Annotated in this window: 14 protein-coding genes; 12 read left to right on the top strand and 2 right to left on the bottom strand. The window is 41.7% G+C overall.

Going from position 1 to position 18,086, the window contains the following annotated elements; genetic code table 11:
- Positions 1-10: 10 nt before the first annotated feature.
- The 6 genes from AC4HCY_RS17205 (at position 11) to bioB (ending at position 9,407) form a co-directional block, all read left to right on the top strand.
- Positions 11-1,657 (top strand): ABC transporter substrate-binding protein, encoded by a 1,647-nt coding sequence (locus AC4HCY_RS17205; RefSeq protein WP_323432197.1) that lies wholly within the window; start codon positions 11-13, stop codon positions 1,655-1,657.
- Positions 1,658-1,777: 120 nt separating this feature from the next.
- On the top strand, positions 1,778-2,974 hold the full coding sequence (locus AC4HCY_RS17200) for a dipeptidase (protein ID WP_323432196.1): 1,197 nt from the start codon (positions 1,778-1,780) through the stop codon (positions 2,972-2,974).
- Positions 2,975-3,015: 41 nt separating this feature from the next.
- Entirely contained in the window at positions 3,016-4,221 is a 1,206-nt protein-coding gene (locus AC4HCY_RS17195; protein WP_491094732.1) for a dipeptidase, read from the top strand.
- A gap of 164 nt (positions 4,222-4,385) precedes the next feature.
- The gene (locus AC4HCY_RS17190) at positions 4,386-6,128 is read left to right on the top strand and encodes a M28 family peptidase (protein ID WP_491094731.1); all 1,743 of its coding nucleotides are present in this window, start codon (positions 4,386-4,388) and stop codon (positions 6,126-6,128) included.
- A gap of 66 nt (positions 6,129-6,194) precedes the next feature.
- Positions 6,195-8,252, top strand: a complete 2,058-nt coding sequence (locus AC4HCY_RS17185; protein WP_323432193.1) for a sigma-54 interaction domain-containing protein — start codon at positions 6,195-6,197, stop codon at positions 8,250-8,252.
- Between the two features lie 177 nt (positions 8,253-8,429).
- On the top strand, positions 8,430-9,407 hold the full coding sequence (gene bioB / locus AC4HCY_RS17180) for a biotin synthase BioB (RefSeq protein ID WP_491094730.1): 978 nt from the start codon (positions 8,430-8,432) through the stop codon (positions 9,405-9,407).
- On the opposite strand, the gene AC4HCY_RS17175 is transcribed toward bioB, so the two are convergent.
- Positions 9,390-9,983 carry a DUF1836 domain-containing protein gene (locus AC4HCY_RS17175; RefSeq protein ID WP_323432191.1) on the bottom strand — a complete coding sequence of 198 codons (594 nt, stop codon included), beginning with the start codon at positions 9,981-9,983 and terminating at the stop codon, positions 9,390-9,392. The two genes, bioB and AC4HCY_RS17175, sit on opposite strands and share 18 nt — an antisense overlap.
- Positions 9,984-10,197: 214 nt before the next feature.
- Between AC4HCY_RS17175 and trhA the strand changes: the two genes are divergently transcribed.
- Positions 10,198-10,842: a PAQR family membrane homeostasis protein TrhA gene (trhA, locus tag AC4HCY_RS17170; protein ID WP_323432262.1), complete on the top strand. Its 645-nt coding sequence runs from the start codon at positions 10,198-10,200 to the stop codon at positions 10,840-10,842.
- A 7-nt stretch (positions 10,843-10,849) separates the two neighbouring features.
- Here trhA and AC4HCY_RS17165 read toward each other — a convergent pair whose 3' ends face one another.
- Entirely contained in the window at positions 10,850-12,256 is a 1,407-nt protein-coding gene (locus AC4HCY_RS17165; RefSeq protein WP_323432190.1) for an MATE family efflux transporter, read from the bottom strand.
- 148 nt (positions 12,257-12,404) lie between these two features.
- Between AC4HCY_RS17165 and AC4HCY_RS17160 the strand changes: the two genes are divergently transcribed.
- The 5 genes from AC4HCY_RS17160 to AC4HCY_RS17140 all read left to right on the top strand — a co-directional run bounded on the left by AC4HCY_RS17160 (position 12,405) and on the right by AC4HCY_RS17140 (position 18,018).
- Complete coding sequence (locus AC4HCY_RS17160; RefSeq protein WP_442916695.1) at positions 12,405-13,277, top strand: LysR family transcriptional regulator; 873 nt, start codon at positions 12,405-12,407, stop codon at positions 13,275-13,277.
- An 81-nt stretch (positions 13,278-13,358) separates the two neighbouring features.
- On the top strand, positions 13,359-14,735 hold the full coding sequence (locus AC4HCY_RS17155) for a bifunctional metallophosphatase/5'-nucleotidase (protein WP_323432188.1): 1,377 nt from the start codon (positions 13,359-13,361) through the stop codon (positions 14,733-14,735).
- A 31-nt stretch (positions 14,736-14,766) separates the two neighbouring features.
- Complete coding sequence (locus AC4HCY_RS17150) at positions 14,767-16,140, top strand: MATE family efflux transporter (protein WP_323432187.1); 1,374 nt, start codon at positions 14,767-14,769, stop codon at positions 16,138-16,140.
- Between the two features lie 24 nt (positions 16,141-16,164).
- Entirely contained in the window at positions 16,165-16,851 is a 687-nt protein-coding gene (locus tag AC4HCY_RS17145; protein WP_323432186.1) for an alpha/beta hydrolase, read from the top strand.
- A 243-nt stretch (positions 16,852-17,094) separates the two neighbouring features.
- Positions 17,095-18,018 (top strand): DMT family transporter, encoded by a 924-nt coding sequence (locus tag AC4HCY_RS17140; protein WP_491094729.1) that lies wholly within the window; start codon positions 17,095-17,097, stop codon positions 18,016-18,018.
- Positions 18,019-18,086 lie beyond the last annotated feature (68 nt).

Here is an 18,086-nt window from a genome sequence, read left to right as displayed (position 1 = left end):
AATAGGAATTATGAAGAAAAGGACAGCAGTATTATTGACAACTCTAATAGTTTTATTTTCATTTTTGGTTACTGCGTGCGGCGGGAACAGCCCCCAAAGCGCACAGCCGGCAGGCGAAAGCACTGCTGAGGTGAAGCCTGCAGTAGGAGGGAGCCTGGTAGTGGGCATCACTGGAGATCCTTATAATCTGGCAACATGGTTATCTAATGATATGAATTCGTCAATGGTTATGAATCTTGCACTGCCGCCTTTGATGGCTACGGATAGCAAGGGAAATAAAGTGCCCTATATATTGAAGAGCTGTGATATAAGCTCTGATGCAAAGGTTTATACAGTGACATTGCATGATGGACTCACATGGCATGACGGCAAGGAATTCACCTCTGAAGATATGGCTTTTACTGCAGAATATCTTGTAAAGCATAAGCTGGGATATGGATTAGATATGTATTCCAATGTGGAGAAAACAGAGATCGTCGACAAGACTACTTTGAAATACTATCTGAAAAGCCCCCAGGTCAACTTTATGTCTCAGGTAGGCTTCTGGATAGATGTGATGCCGAAACATATTTATGAAAATGTGGATGACCCGGCTAATTTTGAATACAATGGGGTAGGCTACGGCCCGTATAAGCTGAAGGAATATAAAAAAGGCGAATATTATTCCTTTGAAAGGGTTGAAAATTGGGCTTTAGCCAATGACGGGCAGGGCGCTTATATAGAAAACATCACCTTCAGGGTCTTCCCGGATGCTAATGCTCTGGTGCTTGCAATGAAGAATGGAGAAGTCAATGTATCAGGCTCAGCGCTGCCTATAGCAGCCCAAAAGCAGCTGGAATCCACACCGGATAAATTTGGGATAAAAAAGGTGAACTCACTGGGTTACGGATACTTTGCATTCAGCTACAAGAATGAATTGCTAAAAGACTTTAATGTTCGCAAAGCCATAGCCATGACCATCGACAGAGATGCCCTTGTAAACACTGCAATGCAGGGCGGGGCAATAAAAATGGAAACACCTATATCACCTGTTTTTGAAGATCTTGTAAAATCAGATATAAAATTCCCTGCTTTTGATGTAGAGGGTGCCAAGAATCTTCTTGAATCCTCCGGATATACTGATAAGGACAATGATGGGGTAAGGGAGTCAGCTACAGGCAAAAAACTGGAATTTGAATTGATATATCGTACTACTACTGCTAATATTGACCCCATTGCCAACGTATTTAAGGCCAATGCAGAAAAGGCAGGCATAAAGATAAACCTTAAGCCTGTTGATCCTGCCACATATACTGACAGGGTTACAAAGCAGAGAAACTTCGATATAAACGTTATAGACTGGGGTGTAATAGACGACCCGGATTCCTCTTTGAGCACTGTATATGCTTCCAATGCCCAGCTCAACTTTATGAATTATAAAAATGAGAAAATGGATGAATTGCTTGCAAAATCTACCCAGGAACCAAGCTATGAAAACCGTATAAAGCTTATGGATGAATTCCAGAAGGAATATGTAAATGAGCTTCCTGCGATTAACACATGGGTAAGGGTCAATGCTTACGGCTATTCAAAGGACTTTGAAGGCTGGGATTTGACTCCCGGGCTTTATGGGGTATTGGATGCAAAGGATATAGTCAAGGTTTATAAAGTAAAATAGGAAACCCCCCCCAAATATATATTGGAGTTCAAAGAAGGATATGAGCCAGATATAATCCGTTCATATCCTTCGCTCCTAAGTTGTGATCAATTTTTAAGCGGCATTACAGGAGGCATAAGTATGAAAAAAGGATATAAGGGCTACAGGTCATATCAATACCTGGAGAAGGATTTAGATTATAAGGGGTTCAAGCTATCGAAAGAGATCGATAGAGTGGAGCCGTATTTGATTCCGTTGACGGATGAGGAAGAAAAGAGAGCAGAGGCTATCATTAACAATAATATAGTCATATCTCTTCATGATCATCCTACCATCATACCTGAAGACGTGAATGAACTGATGAGTTATGAGAGAGAAGGCAGAGAAGCTACGGCTTTTGAAGGTTTAGCACACTCTTGCCTTGATGCGATTTTTGACAATATGATGGACGGCACCTGCGTCATAGGCTCTAAAGCCGGATGGAAGTGGATTGATGTAATACATGATATGGGCATGAGATCCTGCGATATAGCCCATCAGGATTTCTTGATCAAGGGCAGCAATATAGATGATATCTATAAGGCTAAAGCTGAGGGGAAGATTGCATGGTTCATTTCCCTTGAAAGCGCTACAATGATTGAAAATGAGCTGGACAGGATAGAGATATTATACGGTCTCGGCGCCAGGATGATGGGAATAGCATATAGTGAATCAAACTCCTTGGGCTCCGGCCTAAAGGAAAAGAATGACGGCGGCCTCACGGCCTTCGGACGCCAAGCAGTGGAACGCATGAACAAGGTGGGGATGGCTATCGATGTATCCCACACCGGGGATAAGACTGCTATGGATACTATAAAAGCGAGCAGCAAGCCCATATTCATAAGCCATATAGGAGCGAGAGCATTATGGGATATGAAGAGATTGAAGCCGGATGATGTTTTTAGGGCCTGCGCGGATAAAGGCGGAGTCATAGGCATTGAGGCGGCTCCTCATACGACGATCACAAGAAAACATCCGAGGCATGATATAGATTCCTACATGGAGCACTTTGAATATATAAAGGATCTGGTGGGTATAGACTATGTTGCCTTTGGTCCTGATGCTTTATTCGGCGACCATGTGGGCTTGCATGACCTTTTCAGCAGCAATATGTCTATAGCCGAAAATACCGCAGGCCGCAGCATTGACAGGATTGAGTATGTAAAAGGCCTGGAGAATCCTGCCGAAGCATCGCAGAACATCGTGAGATGGCTAGTGAAGCATGGCTACTCCGATGAGGAGATAGGCAAGGTACTGGGTAAAAACGTTATAAGGGTTTTAAAGCAGGCTTGGAGTTAAACTATATTTCATGATTAAAAAGTGTTTAGGAGGTTCTAACAATGGGAATTAATAAGAAATATGACGGTTATGAAGCATATCAATACTTGGAGAAGGGCAAAGATTACAAGGCCTTCAAGTTTCCGAAGGGTGTGGGAAGAGTGCCTGAATACTATCTGCCCCTTAATGCGGAGCAGGAAAAACGTGCTGCGGAAATCGCTGAAAAGTATATTTTCATATCATTGCATGAGCATCCTGTATTTTTTCCGGAGGATTTGGGACAGATATTCGAGTATAATAGAGAGGGAAGACAAGCAGCAGCTTATGAAGCATTATCAAAATCATACCTTGACGTTGTCTTTGACAACCTGATGGATGGAACATGCACAATATCCTCAAAAAACGGCTGGAAATGGAATGATGTGCTTCATGATCTGGGGATGAGGCTTTGCGATCTGGCCCATCAGGATTTTGTGATCCGCTGTGAGAAGGTGGATGATATGGTAAGGGCACATAGGGAAGGAAAGGTAGCTCTGGTTCCCACCGTGGAAGGTGCCGCAATTCTGGAAAATGAGGTCGAGCGTGTAGAGATACTATATGGCTTTGGCATAAGGATGATGGGAATAACATATAGCGAAGCCAATTCATTGGGCTCCGGCTTGAAGGAAAAGAATGACGGAGGTCTCACAGCCTTAGGATATAAGGTTGTGGAGAGGATGAACAAGGTAGGTATGGCAATAGATTGCTCACATGTGGGAGACAATACTACCATGGATGTAATCGAAGTGAGCACTAAGCCCGTATTCCTGTCCCATTGCGGTGCAAGAGCAATTTGGAACAGCAGGAGGCTGAAGCCTGATCATGTCCTTAAGGCTTGCGCTGACAAGGGCGGTGTCATAGGTATAGAAGCTGCACCCCATACAACTCTTACGGTGAATAATCCGGAACATTCCATCGATTCCTTTATGGAGCATTTTGAATATATAAAGGATCTGGTGGGGATAGACCATGTCGCCTTTGGCCCGGATACTCTATACGGGGATCATGTAGGACTGCATCATGCATTTGCTTCTAATTTATCGATAAGAAGCTCCCATGAAGGCTCGGCAGAATTCAGCGAGGTGGAATATGTGAGGGGTCTGGAGAACCCGACAGAGGCATCCATAAACATTGTAAGATGGCTTGTTAAGCACAATTATTCCGACAAGGATATAGAAAAAGTGTTAGGCGGAAATATCATCAGAGCACTGAAGGATACCTGGATATAATCGGACATAATCAACTCGTTGTACTATATACAACGCATTAAATATTCTATATAGCTGTTATGCTGACGGATAACATTATTGCTGTAAAATCTTTTTCACGTTTATATATAGTTGATAACTATTGCTAGTGTTACAAGGATAAGACTTTGTGTAGGAGGGATTATATGCTGACTTTAGAAGAAAAATCGATTCTCGAAGAAATCAGCTTTGAAGAGCCGAAGATGCTTTTGTATAAATTTAATAATCTCATACGGCAATCGGGCAGCGAAGACGAAAGAAAGGCTGCTTACTATATAGGGGAGAGATTGGCCGGCTTCGGCATGGACTATGAAATCTTATGGCCGGAAATATACCTGAGCACTCCGGTAAAAGCTGAATTGAAAATAATCGGGCAAAATGAGGAAATCAATGTAAAGACTCCCTCCTATTCAATGTCTACCGGCGACAAATGGGTGGACGGAGAGCTGATCTATGCATTCAGCTACCGGCCGCCTTATGCCACCGACGAGTTTGAGTACAAGCTCCGGTTTGAGAGCGATCCCAAGGGTAAGATCGTCATATGCGATGGAATACCTTCTCCGGATAAGGTGAATGACATAATAAGCAATAAAGGCGTTGCAGCCATCTTTGTTCAGTCAGGAGAAAGGATTCACGAAGGAATATGCACCTCAGTATGGGGAAGTCCCGGATATGAAGACTTGGCAAATATAAACAGGATACCTGTGGTGTCTGTCAATAAACCTGACGGCAAAAGGCTTATAGAGAGTTTAAAAGAGAACAAGGTCAGGGCGGCACTGAGGACCCTGCTGGACGACGGCTGGAAGAAGTGCCCGCTGGTTTTGACCAAGATACTCGGCTGTGAAAGCCCGGAAAAATTCCTATTGCTGCACGGGCACATGGATTCATGGCATAAAGGCATAGGAGATAATGCTTTGGGAAATGCGACCATGCTTGAAATAGCCAGAGTGCTTCAAAATAACCGGAGCAAACTGAAAAAAAGCGTTTGGATAGCATGGTGGCCCGGACATTCTACAGGCAGGTATGCAGGGTCCACCTGGTTTGCGGATCAATTTGCAATGGAATTTCACGACAACTGCATTGCACAAGTAAATTGCGAATCCACCGGGTGTGTCAATGCAAGCACCTATGACGGGATCATGTGGACTGAAGACATGGATGATTTTTGCAGAGAAATAGTTGTGAGCGTGACGGGCATAGAACCGAAATGGACAAGGCCTCACCGTGCGGGTGATTATTCCTTTAATAACATAGGTATTTCCTCATTCTTCATGCTCAGCTCTACCATAAGCAGAGAAAAGATGGAGAAGCTGGGTTACTACGAGGTATACGGATGCGGCGGGAATATAGAGTGGCATACAGAAAACGATGATATGAGCATCGTGGATGAAAAAATTTTTCTCAGAGATACAAAGCTTTATTTAGCGGGAATATATAAAATGCTCAATGGGTCTTTGCTTCCCGTAAATATCAAAAAACTTCTGGAGTCTATGAAAGTCTACCTTCATGAATACCAGACAGCAGCAGGTGACAGCTTTGACTTTCAAATTGTTTTCGATGAGCTGGAAAACCTGGAGCTGTTGGTTGAGGAATTCTATGATAAAGTCGGCAAATATCGGGATGACAGTCAAAAAAGCGATATGATCTGCAATACCATCCTCAGGATCGTGAGGAAGCTCATCAGGATCAATTATACCAGCAGACAGGAATTTAGACATGATCCCGCGGCAATGATGCCGCCTATACCGGATCTGGCTCCTGTTCTGATGCTCAACGGCATGAGCAATATGGATCAGAAATTTTTGGTCACTCAGCTTATAAGGGCCAGAAACAGAGTGCTTCATGCTCTTAGGGAATGCAGGCAGATAATTATGGATGTCTCATTATAAAAATAGACTTAATAGCTGATAAAATGTATAATAGAAGTTAAAAAACATGGCACTGGAGTGTTCCCAATGGTTAAATATAGAATCGCCGTAGTCGCTGCAGATGGAAAAATAGGAATAGGGTTTAAAAATCAGCTTGAAAGCATATTTCATGACGAAATAGAAATAGTGATTTTGAGTCTGGAAGATGCTCAGGAGCTTTTCCTCGGATTTGATCTTATTATGGCTGCCAGTTCCGCCATATATGATGCGGTGAAGAGAAAGGCTCCGTTGAATGCTAAAGTAATAACTGTAATACGCAATATCAATACCTTAGAAGTTCATAAAGTGTTTAATATAGATGCAGGCAGTAAGGCGCTTGTGGTGAGCAATTACTTCTATGCAGCCAAGGAAACTGTGGATTTGCTTAAAGAGATCGGTTTAAATCACATTGAATATATACCTTATTGCCCGGGGACAGACCTGGATGATTTGGATATTAATACTGTTGACCTTGCTATAACTGCAGGAGCTGCACATTATGTGCCTAAGGGAATAAGCAGAATAATCGATCTTGGATTAAAGGTGATAGACATATCTACGGTTATGGAGGTTATCGTAAACCTGGGCTTGCCTTTAGAAAAAATAAATCTGTTTACCTTGAGATATATGAAGGAATTTATAGCCCTTAACAGAAAAATAAGCGATTTGAAGTCCACGCTTGTTGCGGTTCTGGATGCCTCTTCCGACGGCATAATGGCACTGGATATGGAAGGAAATATAATATTTAAGAATAACAGAGTCGAAAGATATTTTGAAACATGCAATAAAATCAATGTAGGAGACAATATCGCTGAGTTTATAAATAATGGAAATATAATAAATTTCATAAATAGCTTTGATGAAAAGGAAAACGACGTATTCAGCATAAACAGAAGAGATGTAATGATAAATAAAAACTACCTGAGCAATAATAATAAGCTTACCGGTATCGTAGTAAGCTTAAATTACGTCTCTGAGATACAAGACAAGGAAAAGGAAATAAGGAAGAAGCTGGTCAATAAAGGCAATGTGGCCAAATATGATTTTTCCGATATCATAGGCTCCAGTAAAAGCATCAGGACAGTGACCGATATGACAAGAAAGGTTGCTAAGACAGATCTATCCGCCCTCCTTCTGGGTGAGAACGGTACAGGCAAGGAGCTTTTTGCTCAGGCTATACACAGAAATTCTTCAAGGAGGACAGGACCCTTTGTAGCGGTAAACTTTGCTGCTTTGCCGGAAAGTCTTATAGAAAGCGAATTGTTCGGGTATGAAGAGGGAGCTTTTACCGGAGCCAAAAAAGGCGGCAAGCGCGGGCTCTTTGAATTAGCTCATTTGGGTACTATATTTCTTGATGAGATAGGTGATGCTCCTTTGAGCCTTCAGGCAAGACTGCTTCGCGTAATTCAGGAAAAAGAGGTATTGAGAGTGGGCGGAGTGAGCCCAATACCTGTTGATGTAAGGATCATTGCAGCTACCAACAGGGATTTGAAGGAAATGATAGAATTAAATCAGTTCAGGCAGGATCTTTACTATCGCTTGAATACCATAACCATAAAAGTACCTCCCTTGAGAGACAGAAAAGAGGATATACCATATATAATAAATTACTATATGAAGAACCTGAATGCGAAGAAGAAATTTACAAAAGAAGCAATAGAGAAGCTAAATAACCATGATTGGCCCGGCAATGTCAGAGAACTGGAAAATTTGATACATTATGTAGTCGAGATTGTAGACGGAGAAATAATAGATGCGGATGATCTTCCTGTGGATGTCTGCGGCAGCATAGAAAGGCACGAAACAAATAACAATGGCATGGAGGACATCGTTGAGAGCCTTGAAAAGCTCTGTCCTATAGGGGTATTGACTGGAATATTGGAGGAATTGGAAATAGCTGATGACTCCTATGTGAGGGCCAGCCGGTCATATTTGCTGGAAAAGCTTTTATGCAAGGGTATAAATACCACCGATAATGCATTAAGAAAGGTATTGAAAGAATTAGACGGACTAGACTATATAAATGTGGGAAGCACAAAGCAAGGCACCAGGATCACACAAAAAGGCAGAATATTTCTTGATGAGCTTAGAAGATTAGGTGATTGATACATTGATAATGTAAGATGTATCAATCACTTTTTTAACGAAAAGGCAGAAATAATGTTAACTTATTATAAGGGGCGTGGTTTACAATTGCGTTTTTATAGTATATACTTGACTGTATGTTCAAAGTTTTAATTATAAGTTTAAAAATACAAAATCGGGGATATGCAGGAGGAGAAAATGAGAGATATTGCTTTGAGACTGGAAAGAAAAATCAGTGAAGGCGGGGCCGTGGATTTTGATGAAGCCTATATTCTTGGAAGGCTCAGCAAGCCTGACGAGCTTGAGAAACTGTACCATGCAGCAAACAGGATCAGAGAAAGATATAAAGGGAATAAGGTAGATTTATGCTCCATAATGAATGCCAAATCAGGAAGATGCAGCGAGGATTGCAAGTACTGCGCCCAATCCGCTCACTACCACACAGAGGTGGAGGAATACGGTCTGGTTTACAAGGATAAGGCATTAGCTATTGCGCTGGAAAATGAAAGCTGCGGAGTAGGAAGGTTTTCATTGGTTACCAGCGGAAGGGATTTGGCGGGTGAAGATTTTAAAGAGACATTAAATATATATGGATATATTAAGGAGCATGTAAAAATAAGCCTATGCGCCTCTCATGGAATCTTGACCCATGAGCAGCTGCTGCTTCTTAAAAGAGCCGGGGTTGAGACCTATCATCACAATCTGGAGACAAGCAGGGAATATTACAGCAGGATATGTACAACCCATTCCTATGATGAAAGGATCGAAACAATAAGAAATGCACAAAATGCCGGACTCAAGGTATGCTCCGGCGGAATCATCGGCATGGGAGAGCGCTTGGAGGATAGGATAAAGCTTGCTTTTGAGCTTAAAGCTCTCGGCATAGACTCCATTCCCATCAATGTTTTAAACCCCATAAAAGGAACTCCCCTTGAAAGCTCAGAAAGATTGTCTCAGGATGAAATATTGAAAACTATAGCAATCTACAGATTTATAAATCCAAAAGCCTGTATCAGGCTGGCAGGGGGAAGAAACCTGATAGCGGATTATGGAAAGCACTGCTTTAAAGCAGGTGCGAATGCCACTATCACAGGCAATTATCTAACTACCTCAGGAAACAAGATTGCAGATGACATAAAAATGATAAAAGATTCAGGTTTAAAGGTCGGACTTTAAAAACTCATCTATTATCATTTCCGCAAGCCTTTTGCTTGTAGCTGCCTGATTTGCCAATGTCAGTACCAAAAGCATCAGCTCTGCCTTGCCATTACTGCTTGAACTTAATACAGCCGATTTATCGGCAATGTGATTGAGCATATCATTAAATTGTTTGGGAAGATTATTTAAATCTTCTCTTTTTATTTCCAGGTAATTTGAATATAACTCGTCTAAATCAAATCTTTCATTGCCTTTTGAAGGGTTTATGCCGCCCAATAATGGAGTGAGGAGAATCTTTATATCATTTATGGACAGGATCTGCTTTAAATTATATATAAGGGATAGAAGTATTATATGATTCCTGCCGTATTTTTTGTTCTTGGGAGGCATAACAGCCTTTGCTTTTGTATAGTTGTTTATCATGGTTTTTGTCAGGATTTTATCGGAAGCCTGCCTTTTAGTATCTGCCAGCTTGTCATCGAAGAGAGTGGTCACCTGATCCACATACAAATCAATACAGGGTATATCGGAAAGCTGTATGTCGCCGGATGAAGCTATGTATTCTATGATTTTATCCAATTCTTCTCTATTCATTGCCTAAATCAACGCCTTTCTCATAATAAGCAGTATTCAATATCATAATACTATACTAAAAAAATATATAATATACTTTCTTATACTATTGAATAAAATATTTCAATGAGTTATTATAATTATAACACATAGTAATCAAAACTACATAGCGTGGTAAAACTAAATACACAACAAAGAAAAAATATAATTATTTAGAAAGAAGGATTGATTATTGATGAGATGCAAGCTTAGAGAACCGGTGAGCGGGTTGACCCATTTCGCCGGTGCTGTATTATCCGTTGTAGGAACGGTTTTCCTTATTGCTTTTGCTGTAAGCACAGGTACTCCGGCAGATATAGCTTCTGTTTCCATATTCGGCGCCAGTCTTATACTGCTATATACGGCCAGCTCATTGTACCATTTGCTGACCGTTTCAAAAAAAGCTATTGGAGTGCTGAGGAGAATAGATCACATGATGATCTATGTTTTAATAGCCGGCACATATACTCCTCTTTGCCTAATCGGGCTAAAGGGGAAGCTGGGCCTTGGACTTCTGATCGGGATATGGTCTTTAGCCCTGGTGGGGATAGTGCTGAAGCTGGTATGGTTTAATGCTCCCAGATGGATATACACCTCTTTCTATTTGATCATGGGCTGGCTGGTCATTATAGCCATCATCCCTTTGATGAAAATTATACCTTCAGGAGGAATATGGCTGCTTGTTGCCGGAGGTGTATCCTACACCATAGGAGCTGTTATATATGGAGCAAAGTGGCCTTTAAGTAAGAACAATATCTTTGGATTTCATGAAATATTCCATATATTTGTTATGCTGGGCAGTTTGTTTCATTACTTTTTCGTACTGGAATATCTCACGTAATGATCTTCTAATAAGCTTCCGCATCCTCAACCTTGTTAATTTTTGATTTTACATATTTCCATTTGCCGGAGCGGTATCTCAGATATACTATAAGAGCACGGGCAGACTGATCCAGCACCAGGGCTATCCAGGCTCCTATGAGGCCCCAATGAAATATGCCGACGAATATATAAGCTGTGAATACGCGGAAGATCCAAATACCGAAAATACATGCGTATAAGGGATATAGGGTGTCCCCGGCTCCTCTCAGCGCCCCTGATATTGCCAATTGAGTCGATTGGCCGGGCTGAGCTAAAGCAAGTATCTTCAGCACGGTACCTGCCATAGCCGCTACTGCCAGATCTTCGGTATAAAGGCCTGCCAGCTGGTGAGAAAAGAGCAGGAATACAACCCCCATAAATAAGGCGGCCAGCATCGCCATGTGATGTATCATATCTGCAAATTCTTTTGCTTTTCTTTCATCACCGGCACCGAGGCTCTGGCCTACCAAAGTGGTGGCAGCGATACCAAAGGCTTGGCTTGGCGAAAAAGTAAGAGCGCTTATATTTATGCCTATCTGGTGCGCTGCAAACCCGCTGGTGCCCAGGCTGGATACTGTGCGGGCAAACACCATCAGGCCGCTTTGCAGCACAAATTGTTCCAAGGCAGCAGGTATACCTATAGAAAATATCTGTTTTACAATACCTGTGTTTATTCTATAATCACCTATTATTGAAAGCGATATGTAAGACCGTTCAGTGAAGAAAATGATGTACAGCCCTGCCAGGCAAGCTATTAATCTTGCTGCGGTGGTTGATACTGCAGCCCCTGCCACCCCCCATTCAGGGAACCCGAATTTTCCGAATATGAGCACATAGTTGCCGAAAACGTTCAAAAGATTGCTTCCAGCGTTATAGAGCATAGGAAGCTTTGTTTGTCCCGCCCCGCGAAGAGCTGCCGTAACCCCCATATTTACGGCCTGGAAAGCTAATCCGGCAGCAACAATTTTAAAATATAAGGTTGCATCGCGGAATGTATCTGAATTGGCCCCCATGAACGTTACAATATTGGGAGCAAAATAAATTCCGATAACAGTAACGAATATTCCCAAAACGGTATTCAATATCAATACTTGACGGGTAACGTTACAGGCTTCATCGGGTTTTCTCGCACCGATATTCCAGGCTATGAGAGTTGATGTCCCTACATTGACGGCTGCAAATATCGCCAGCAGGAGAAAAAAAGGCTGATTGGTAAGACCTACTGAGGCTATAGCTGCCGGGCTTAATTGCCCTACCATGATCATGTCAACCATGCCGAAAAGGCTGGTCATAACAAGCTCTATGAAAGCAGGCCAGGTTATGGATATGGCTTTTCGGCGCATTTTGCCGTAATCCGGATGAGACTTATGGTCTTTGGAGAAAACTTGCAACAAATATATAACCTTCTTTCATGCAAATCCTTTAATTGACATTCTAATTTTAACCTTGATAATTTATAACTTCAAATATATTATATGTTATAAATATATTCCTTTTAGGTTATAGATAATATATAATATATCCCAAGAGAGGTGAAAACCGATGGAGCTTTCGCAATTGAAATATTTTGAGGTAGTGGCTAAGCATGAGCACATAACTCGGGCAGCAGAAGAGCTGCATATCGCCCAGCCCTCTTTGAGCAAAGCTATAAGCAGGCTGGAAGCAGAGCTGGGAGTAGAGCTATTTGACAGGCAAGGCAGGAACATAAGGCTAAACTCTTTCGGTAGGGTATTCTTAAAGCGGGTCGGCAAAATATTTTTGGAGCTTGAAAACGGAAGGCAGGAGCTGGCAGACATGTCAGGCCTTGAACAGGGCAGAATTTCTTTGGCGTGGACCAGCACTCTGCTGCTGCCAAGGGTGCTGGAAGGATTTTTGTCCATATATCCCAATGTAAGCTTTAAGCAAATTGTTGCAACCACGCTGGAAATGAAAAACCAGATGGAAGAAGGTATTTTGGATCTATGCATATCATCACCCTCAGTTGAAGGTCCGGGGATAGTGAGCATTCCATTGCTCACTGAAGAAATTTTTCTTGCCGTACCCAGGAATCACAGATTGGCAAAGCATGAAAGCATCGATCTGAGGGATGCAGCCGGCGAGCCGTTCATCAGCACCAAGCAGGGCTATGGCTTTAGGGATATAATGGACGGCTTTTGCAAAGAAGCCGGTTTTACTCCCAATATAGTATTTGAAGGAGAGGTCGCATCAACCTTGATCAATTTGGTAAATGCAGGTTTAGGTGTTGCTTTCATGCCTTCACCTCATAAAAGGGAATACTCCGTTCCTCTTCCTAAGCTGCTTCATATAAGCAATCCTGAATGCAGAAGGACCATCAGCCTGTCCTATTTGGAGGGCCATTATCTTTCTAAAGCTGCACGCCAGTTCTGCCAGTATATAATCGATTATTTCCGATAAGGGATCAATCATATATGTTTGATCGGATTTATGACAATTCGGATAGGCATAAACCTATTTACCAAGCGAAGGAGGCTGGAAATGAATATCAGAATATTGCATACAAACGACATTCACAGCAGGTTTGAAGGATTTGGGAAAATAACAAGCAAAATAAGAGAACTGAAAAATGATAATACTTTGATACTAGACGCAGGAGACTTTAATGATTTTATGAGGATGGAGCTTCAGGGGACAAGCGGAAGGGCAGGCTGCAGCCTGCTGAGCATCGCCGGCTATGATGCTGTAGCAGTGGGAAACAACGAAGGGTTTGCAGGTCTGGAGGTTCTTGAAACCATGGCATCTACTGGATTGATCCCTTTCATTTCCTGTAATCTGTACAGAAATGATATGAGTCCGGTCCGAGGCTTGAATAGGAGCATTATTGCTGACAAAGGCGGTATCAGATTCCTCATTATCGGGACAACTCCAAGCTATAATGAATTCTTTTCATTGCTTAACATGCATGCCGCCGACCATGTGGAGGAAATCAGACGGGAGCTTGAAGAGAACAAAGGCAAATTTGATATTTGCATACTTCTCAGCCACTCGGGGATGAGAGAGGATACGGAGCTGGCCGGGCAATTAGATGGCGTTGATATAATAATAGGAGGCCACAGCCATATCCTTATGGACCAAGCCAAAGTAATAAACAACACGATAATTCACCAATCAGGCAGCTATGGAGAGCATCTGGGCGTACTGGATATCGAAGTTAAGGATGGAAAGATCGTAAGCTTCCGTGAAGAAAATATAAAGGTTGAAGATATGCCCATGGACAGCGGGATTGCCGATGAGCTTTCCAGGCAAAAGGACATAGCGATCGAAGCTCTGAGCAGGCCCCTTTATGAAGTAGACCGTCATATATGGCATGATGTTGTTGAGGAAAACCCTCTGACCAATTTGTTGGCAGATGCATTGGCTGATGTAATACCTTGCGATCTTAGCATAATTAACAGCGGTATAATAAGCAGCGGCATAATGAAGGGTGTAGTTTCAAATAAAAAGCTCCTTGAAATTAGCCCCTCTCCACTAAATCCAACCTATATGGAAATCAAGGGTAAATACATAAAAGAAGCATTGAAGCAATCTCTACAGGCTGATGTATGCTTGCAGGACGGGAAAGGCTCAGGCTTCAGGGGCAGGTATCTAGGGAGGCTTCATCTCTCACATGCGGTAGTCGAGCATGATGGCAAGGAAGTATTGAGGGTAAAGCTTGAAAGCGGTGAGCTTGAGGATGAAAAGATATATAAGGTATCGACCTCGGATTATCTCCAGCGAGGCACCGGGTATACCAGCCTGGCGAATAATAGAAATGAGAGATATAACCCTGAATATACCAGAGACATTCTAAGAGAATACTTAAATAAGAAGGAGTTTATAGAAAAATGCTTCACTGAAAGGTGGGTTAAAGTATAGAAAATATATCAATAAAGCTTAGGGGGATAAAATGACTAAAGCAATAAACTTGACAGAGGGAAGTATTTTTAAAGCGCTTATCAAGCTTGCAATGCCTATCATAGGGACTTCATTCGTTCAAATGGCCTACAATATGACAGACATGATATGGATGGGCAGAGTCGGTGCTAAGGCAGTCGCCGCAGTGGGAACTGCAGGCTTTTTCACCTGGCTGGCAATGGCAATAATACTTATTCCGAAAATAGGCGCAGAGGTTGGTGTATCCCAGTCCATAGGAAGACGGGATGCAGATGGGGCCAAGAAGTATATAAAGCACAGCATACAGATGATCATTTTCCTTGCAATTCTATATGGCTCCTTGCTCATAATATTCAGGAAGCCCCTGATAGGATTCTATAAGCTGGGAGAAGCAAAAATAGTGAATGATGCTGTTACATACCTGGTCATCATATCAATGGGCATGGTATTTTATACCATTAATCCGGTTTTTACCGCCATATTCAATGGATATGGAGACAGCAAAACTCCTTTTAATATAAATGTTATAGGCCTCGTAATGAACATGGTCCTGGATCCGCTGCTTATATTGGGTATAGGGCCTTTCCCAAGGCTTGAGGCTGCAGGTGCCGGAATAGCAACTGTAATAGCTCAAGTTACCGTAACTCTTGTATTCATTAGGGAAGCAAGAAAAAGACGGGAGCTTTTTTCAGGCCTTGATTTATTTAAAAAACCTGATATAGAACATATAAAGACTATTGTCAGGCTCGGATTTCCTGTTGCGCTCCAAAGCGGACTTTTTACCATATTTGCCATGATAACTGCTAGGATAATTGCCCAGTGGGGTCCAATACCGATAGCAGTGCAAAAGGTAGGCTCACAAATAGAATCCATATCCTGGATGACTGCCGGAGGGTTTCAATCTGCCATGAGTGCATTTATAGGACAAAATTATGGGGCCAAAAAGTGGGACAGGGTATTTAAAGGCTACTTCAGCGGGCTGGCCATAGTATCCGTAATAGGCATATTTGCTACATGCCTTTTAATTTTCGGTGCCGGGCCTGTATTCTCTGTTTTTATTCCTGAAGAAGAAGCTATAAGGTATGGGATTGTTTATCTGAAAATACTGGGCCTTTCCCAATTATTCATGTGTATTGAGATAACAACGGCGGGAGCTTTCATAGGTCATGGAAAGACACTTCCGCCATCCATCGTAGGAATATTATTTAATGCACTTAGAATTCCCGGTGCTCTGATACTTTCATCAACCTTTTTAGGCCTTGATGGAGTATGGTGGGCTATAAGCATATCAAGCATACTCAAGGGTGTTGTTCTAAGCACATGGCATATTTTATTCCTAAAGGGGAATCCTAATACAAGACAATTTGGATTTTCCGATATCATGTAAATGTTGTTATCGCGGAGGAAGGACATGCAGCATAACAGGATAGGATACCTTGTGATTCATGGCTTCGGGGGCAGCAAATATGAGGTTGAACCTTTTACAGACCATCTGATTGAAAAAAATTGTGAAGTCGCATGTCCCATGCTAAAAGGACATACAGGGAAAAGACGGGATATGAAAAATGCAACATATAAGGATTGGATAGACTCAGCAGAGCAAGAGCTCCTAAAGCTTAAAGAAAGCTCTGATGAGATAGTGCTTATAGGCTTTTCCATGGGAGGACTAATAGCAGTAAATCTTGCATGCAAGCATCAGGTTAAAGCTGTAATAACCATTAATACACCCATATACTATTGGAATTTTAAAATAGTGCTGAATAATCTCATAGAAGATATCAAGAGTAAGAGCCTAAATAATTTTAATAGATATTTTTATGCAGGCATGAAGTCGCCTATAGCAGCAATGTATAACTTTCAATTATTGCTGGCGCAGACAAAGCCAAAAATAAATAAGATCCATTGCCCTTTTCTTATTATGCAGGCTGAAGATGATGACACTGTTAGAATAAGAAGTGTTGATTACATTTATAACAATTTACCCTCAGAGAATAAAAAAATAAAACTCTATAATAAAGGAGGACATCTGATACTCAGAAGCCCAACAGCAAATCAGGTTATTGCAGATATTAATGCATTTCTGTATTCCTTGCCCTAAGCGGATAAAGCCATTTTAAAACTATTTGCTATTGTTTTAATTATCTGAAAGGTATATAATAATTTATGGAAATGTTTGTAGCGGGAGGTCGTCAAGATGAAAATATTAGCTATATCCAATGAAATATTTTGTGCGGCCTATAGCTATGCATAAGTAGTTGATTTGAACTTTAATTTGTCTAATAATAAAGCCATAGGCATATGTATTGCCTATGGCTTTTGATTTTGTTGGGAGGCGGAATTTATGACCAAGCAAATCAAGGCGGACCTGATGCTGCTCATGATCACTGTTTTCTGGGGAGCATCTTATATGCTTACAAAGCTGGGACTTGGGGGGCTTGAGCCCTTCAATCTGACGGCAATACGATTTATGATCGCCTTTGTCATAGCTGCAGCGGTGTTTCATAAACAGATTTTGGGAGCGGATAAAAAAACAATAAAGTATGCTTTTATACTTGGGCTTATTTTGCTTGGTATGTTTATATCTATGACATTCGGCTTAAAATATACCACTGCTTCCAACGCAGGCTTTTTAATAAGCCTGTCCGTGGTTTTGATACCCATTATCTCCTTTGTGTTCTTAAAGCAAAAGATTGAAAAAAGTGCCGCAGTTGGAGTATTCCTGGCGCTGATAGGTATTGCTTTGCTCACACTGGACGCACAATTCAAAATAAATATCGGGGATTTGCTCTGTATTTTATGCGCCGTGTTTTGCTCTATACATGTGATCATTATAGGAGTTTTTACCAAAAAAGTCGATTCTATCGCTCTGGGTGCTCTGCAGCTCGGATTTGCGGGTATTTTCAGTATGGTTATTTCCTTATTTACTGAAAATATGAAGCTCCCGGACACAGCTTTGTCATGGTTTTCTGTTCTAATGCTGAGCGTGTTTTGTACTGCCATAGGCTATATTGTACAGTCAGCGGCACAGCAGTATACAAGTGCCACGCATACAGGGCTTATCCTATCACTGGAGCCGGTCTTTTCTGCCGTACTGGCCTATATGTTTCTAGGAGAAATGCTTGCTCCCAGGGGATACGCAGGTGCAGCGATCTTGATGCTCAGCGTTTTAATTGCCGAATTGGATTTTAAGAATATGTTTAGAAGTAATAAAGCAGAAAACATATCTGAAGTGAAAATAGAGAATAGGACAGATGGGACCATATAGCAGATACTCCCTATAGACTTCTTTTTCTTTGTCTTCCTTTAGTATAAATCGCAGGCCGGCAGAATTTA

The sequence above is a fragment of the Lutispora sp. QWL-02 genome (assembly GCF_058315355.1).
This window is presented reverse-complemented; position numbering and strand designations above follow the sequence as displayed.

What these genes read in the sequence shown, in the direction of transcription:
- AC4HCY_RS17205 (WP_323432197.1), top strand. Translation starts at nt 11, where the DNA reads ATGAAGAAAAGGACAGCAGTATTATTGACAACTCTAATAGTTTTATTT.
- AC4HCY_RS17200 (WP_323432196.1), top strand. Translation starts at nt 1,778, where the DNA reads ATGAAAAAAGGATATAAGGGCTACAGGTCATATCAATACCTGGAGAAG.
- AC4HCY_RS17195 (WP_491094732.1), top strand. Translation starts at nt 3,016, where the DNA reads ATGGGAATTAATAAGAAATATGACGGTTATGAAGCATATCAATACTTG.
- AC4HCY_RS17190 (WP_491094731.1), top strand. Translation starts at nt 4,386, where the DNA reads ATGCTGACTTTAGAAGAAAAATCGATTCTCGAAGAAATCAGCTTTGAA.
- AC4HCY_RS17185 (WP_323432193.1), top strand. Translation starts at nt 6,195, where the DNA reads ATGGTTAAATATAGAATCGCCGTAGTCGCTGCAGATGGAAAAATAGGA.
- bioB (WP_491094730.1), top strand. Translation starts at nt 8,430, where the DNA reads ATGAGAGATATTGCTTTGAGACTGGAAAGAAAAATCAGTGAAGGCGGG.
- AC4HCY_RS17175 (WP_323432191.1), bottom strand. Translation starts at nt 9,983, where the DNA reads ATGAATAGAGAAGAATTGGATAAAATCATAGAATACATAGCTTCATCC.
- trhA (WP_323432262.1), top strand. Translation starts at nt 10,198, where the DNA reads ATGAGATGCAAGCTTAGAGAACCGGTGAGCGGGTTGACCCATTTCGCC.
- AC4HCY_RS17160 (WP_442916695.1), top strand. Translation starts at nt 12,405, where the DNA reads ATGGAGCTTTCGCAATTGAAATATTTTGAGGTAGTGGCTAAGCATGAG.
- AC4HCY_RS17155 (WP_323432188.1), top strand. Translation starts at nt 13,359, where the DNA reads ATGAATATCAGAATATTGCATACAAACGACATTCACAGCAGGTTTGAA.
- AC4HCY_RS17150 (WP_323432187.1), top strand. Translation starts at nt 14,767, where the DNA reads ATGACTAAAGCAATAAACTTGACAGAGGGAAGTATTTTTAAAGCGCTT.
- AC4HCY_RS17145 (WP_323432186.1), top strand. Translation starts at nt 16,165, where the DNA reads ATGCAGCATAACAGGATAGGATACCTTGTGATTCATGGCTTCGGGGGC.
- AC4HCY_RS17140 (WP_491094729.1), top strand. Translation starts at nt 17,095, where the DNA reads ATGACCAAGCAAATCAAGGCGGACCTGATGCTGCTCATGATCACTGTT.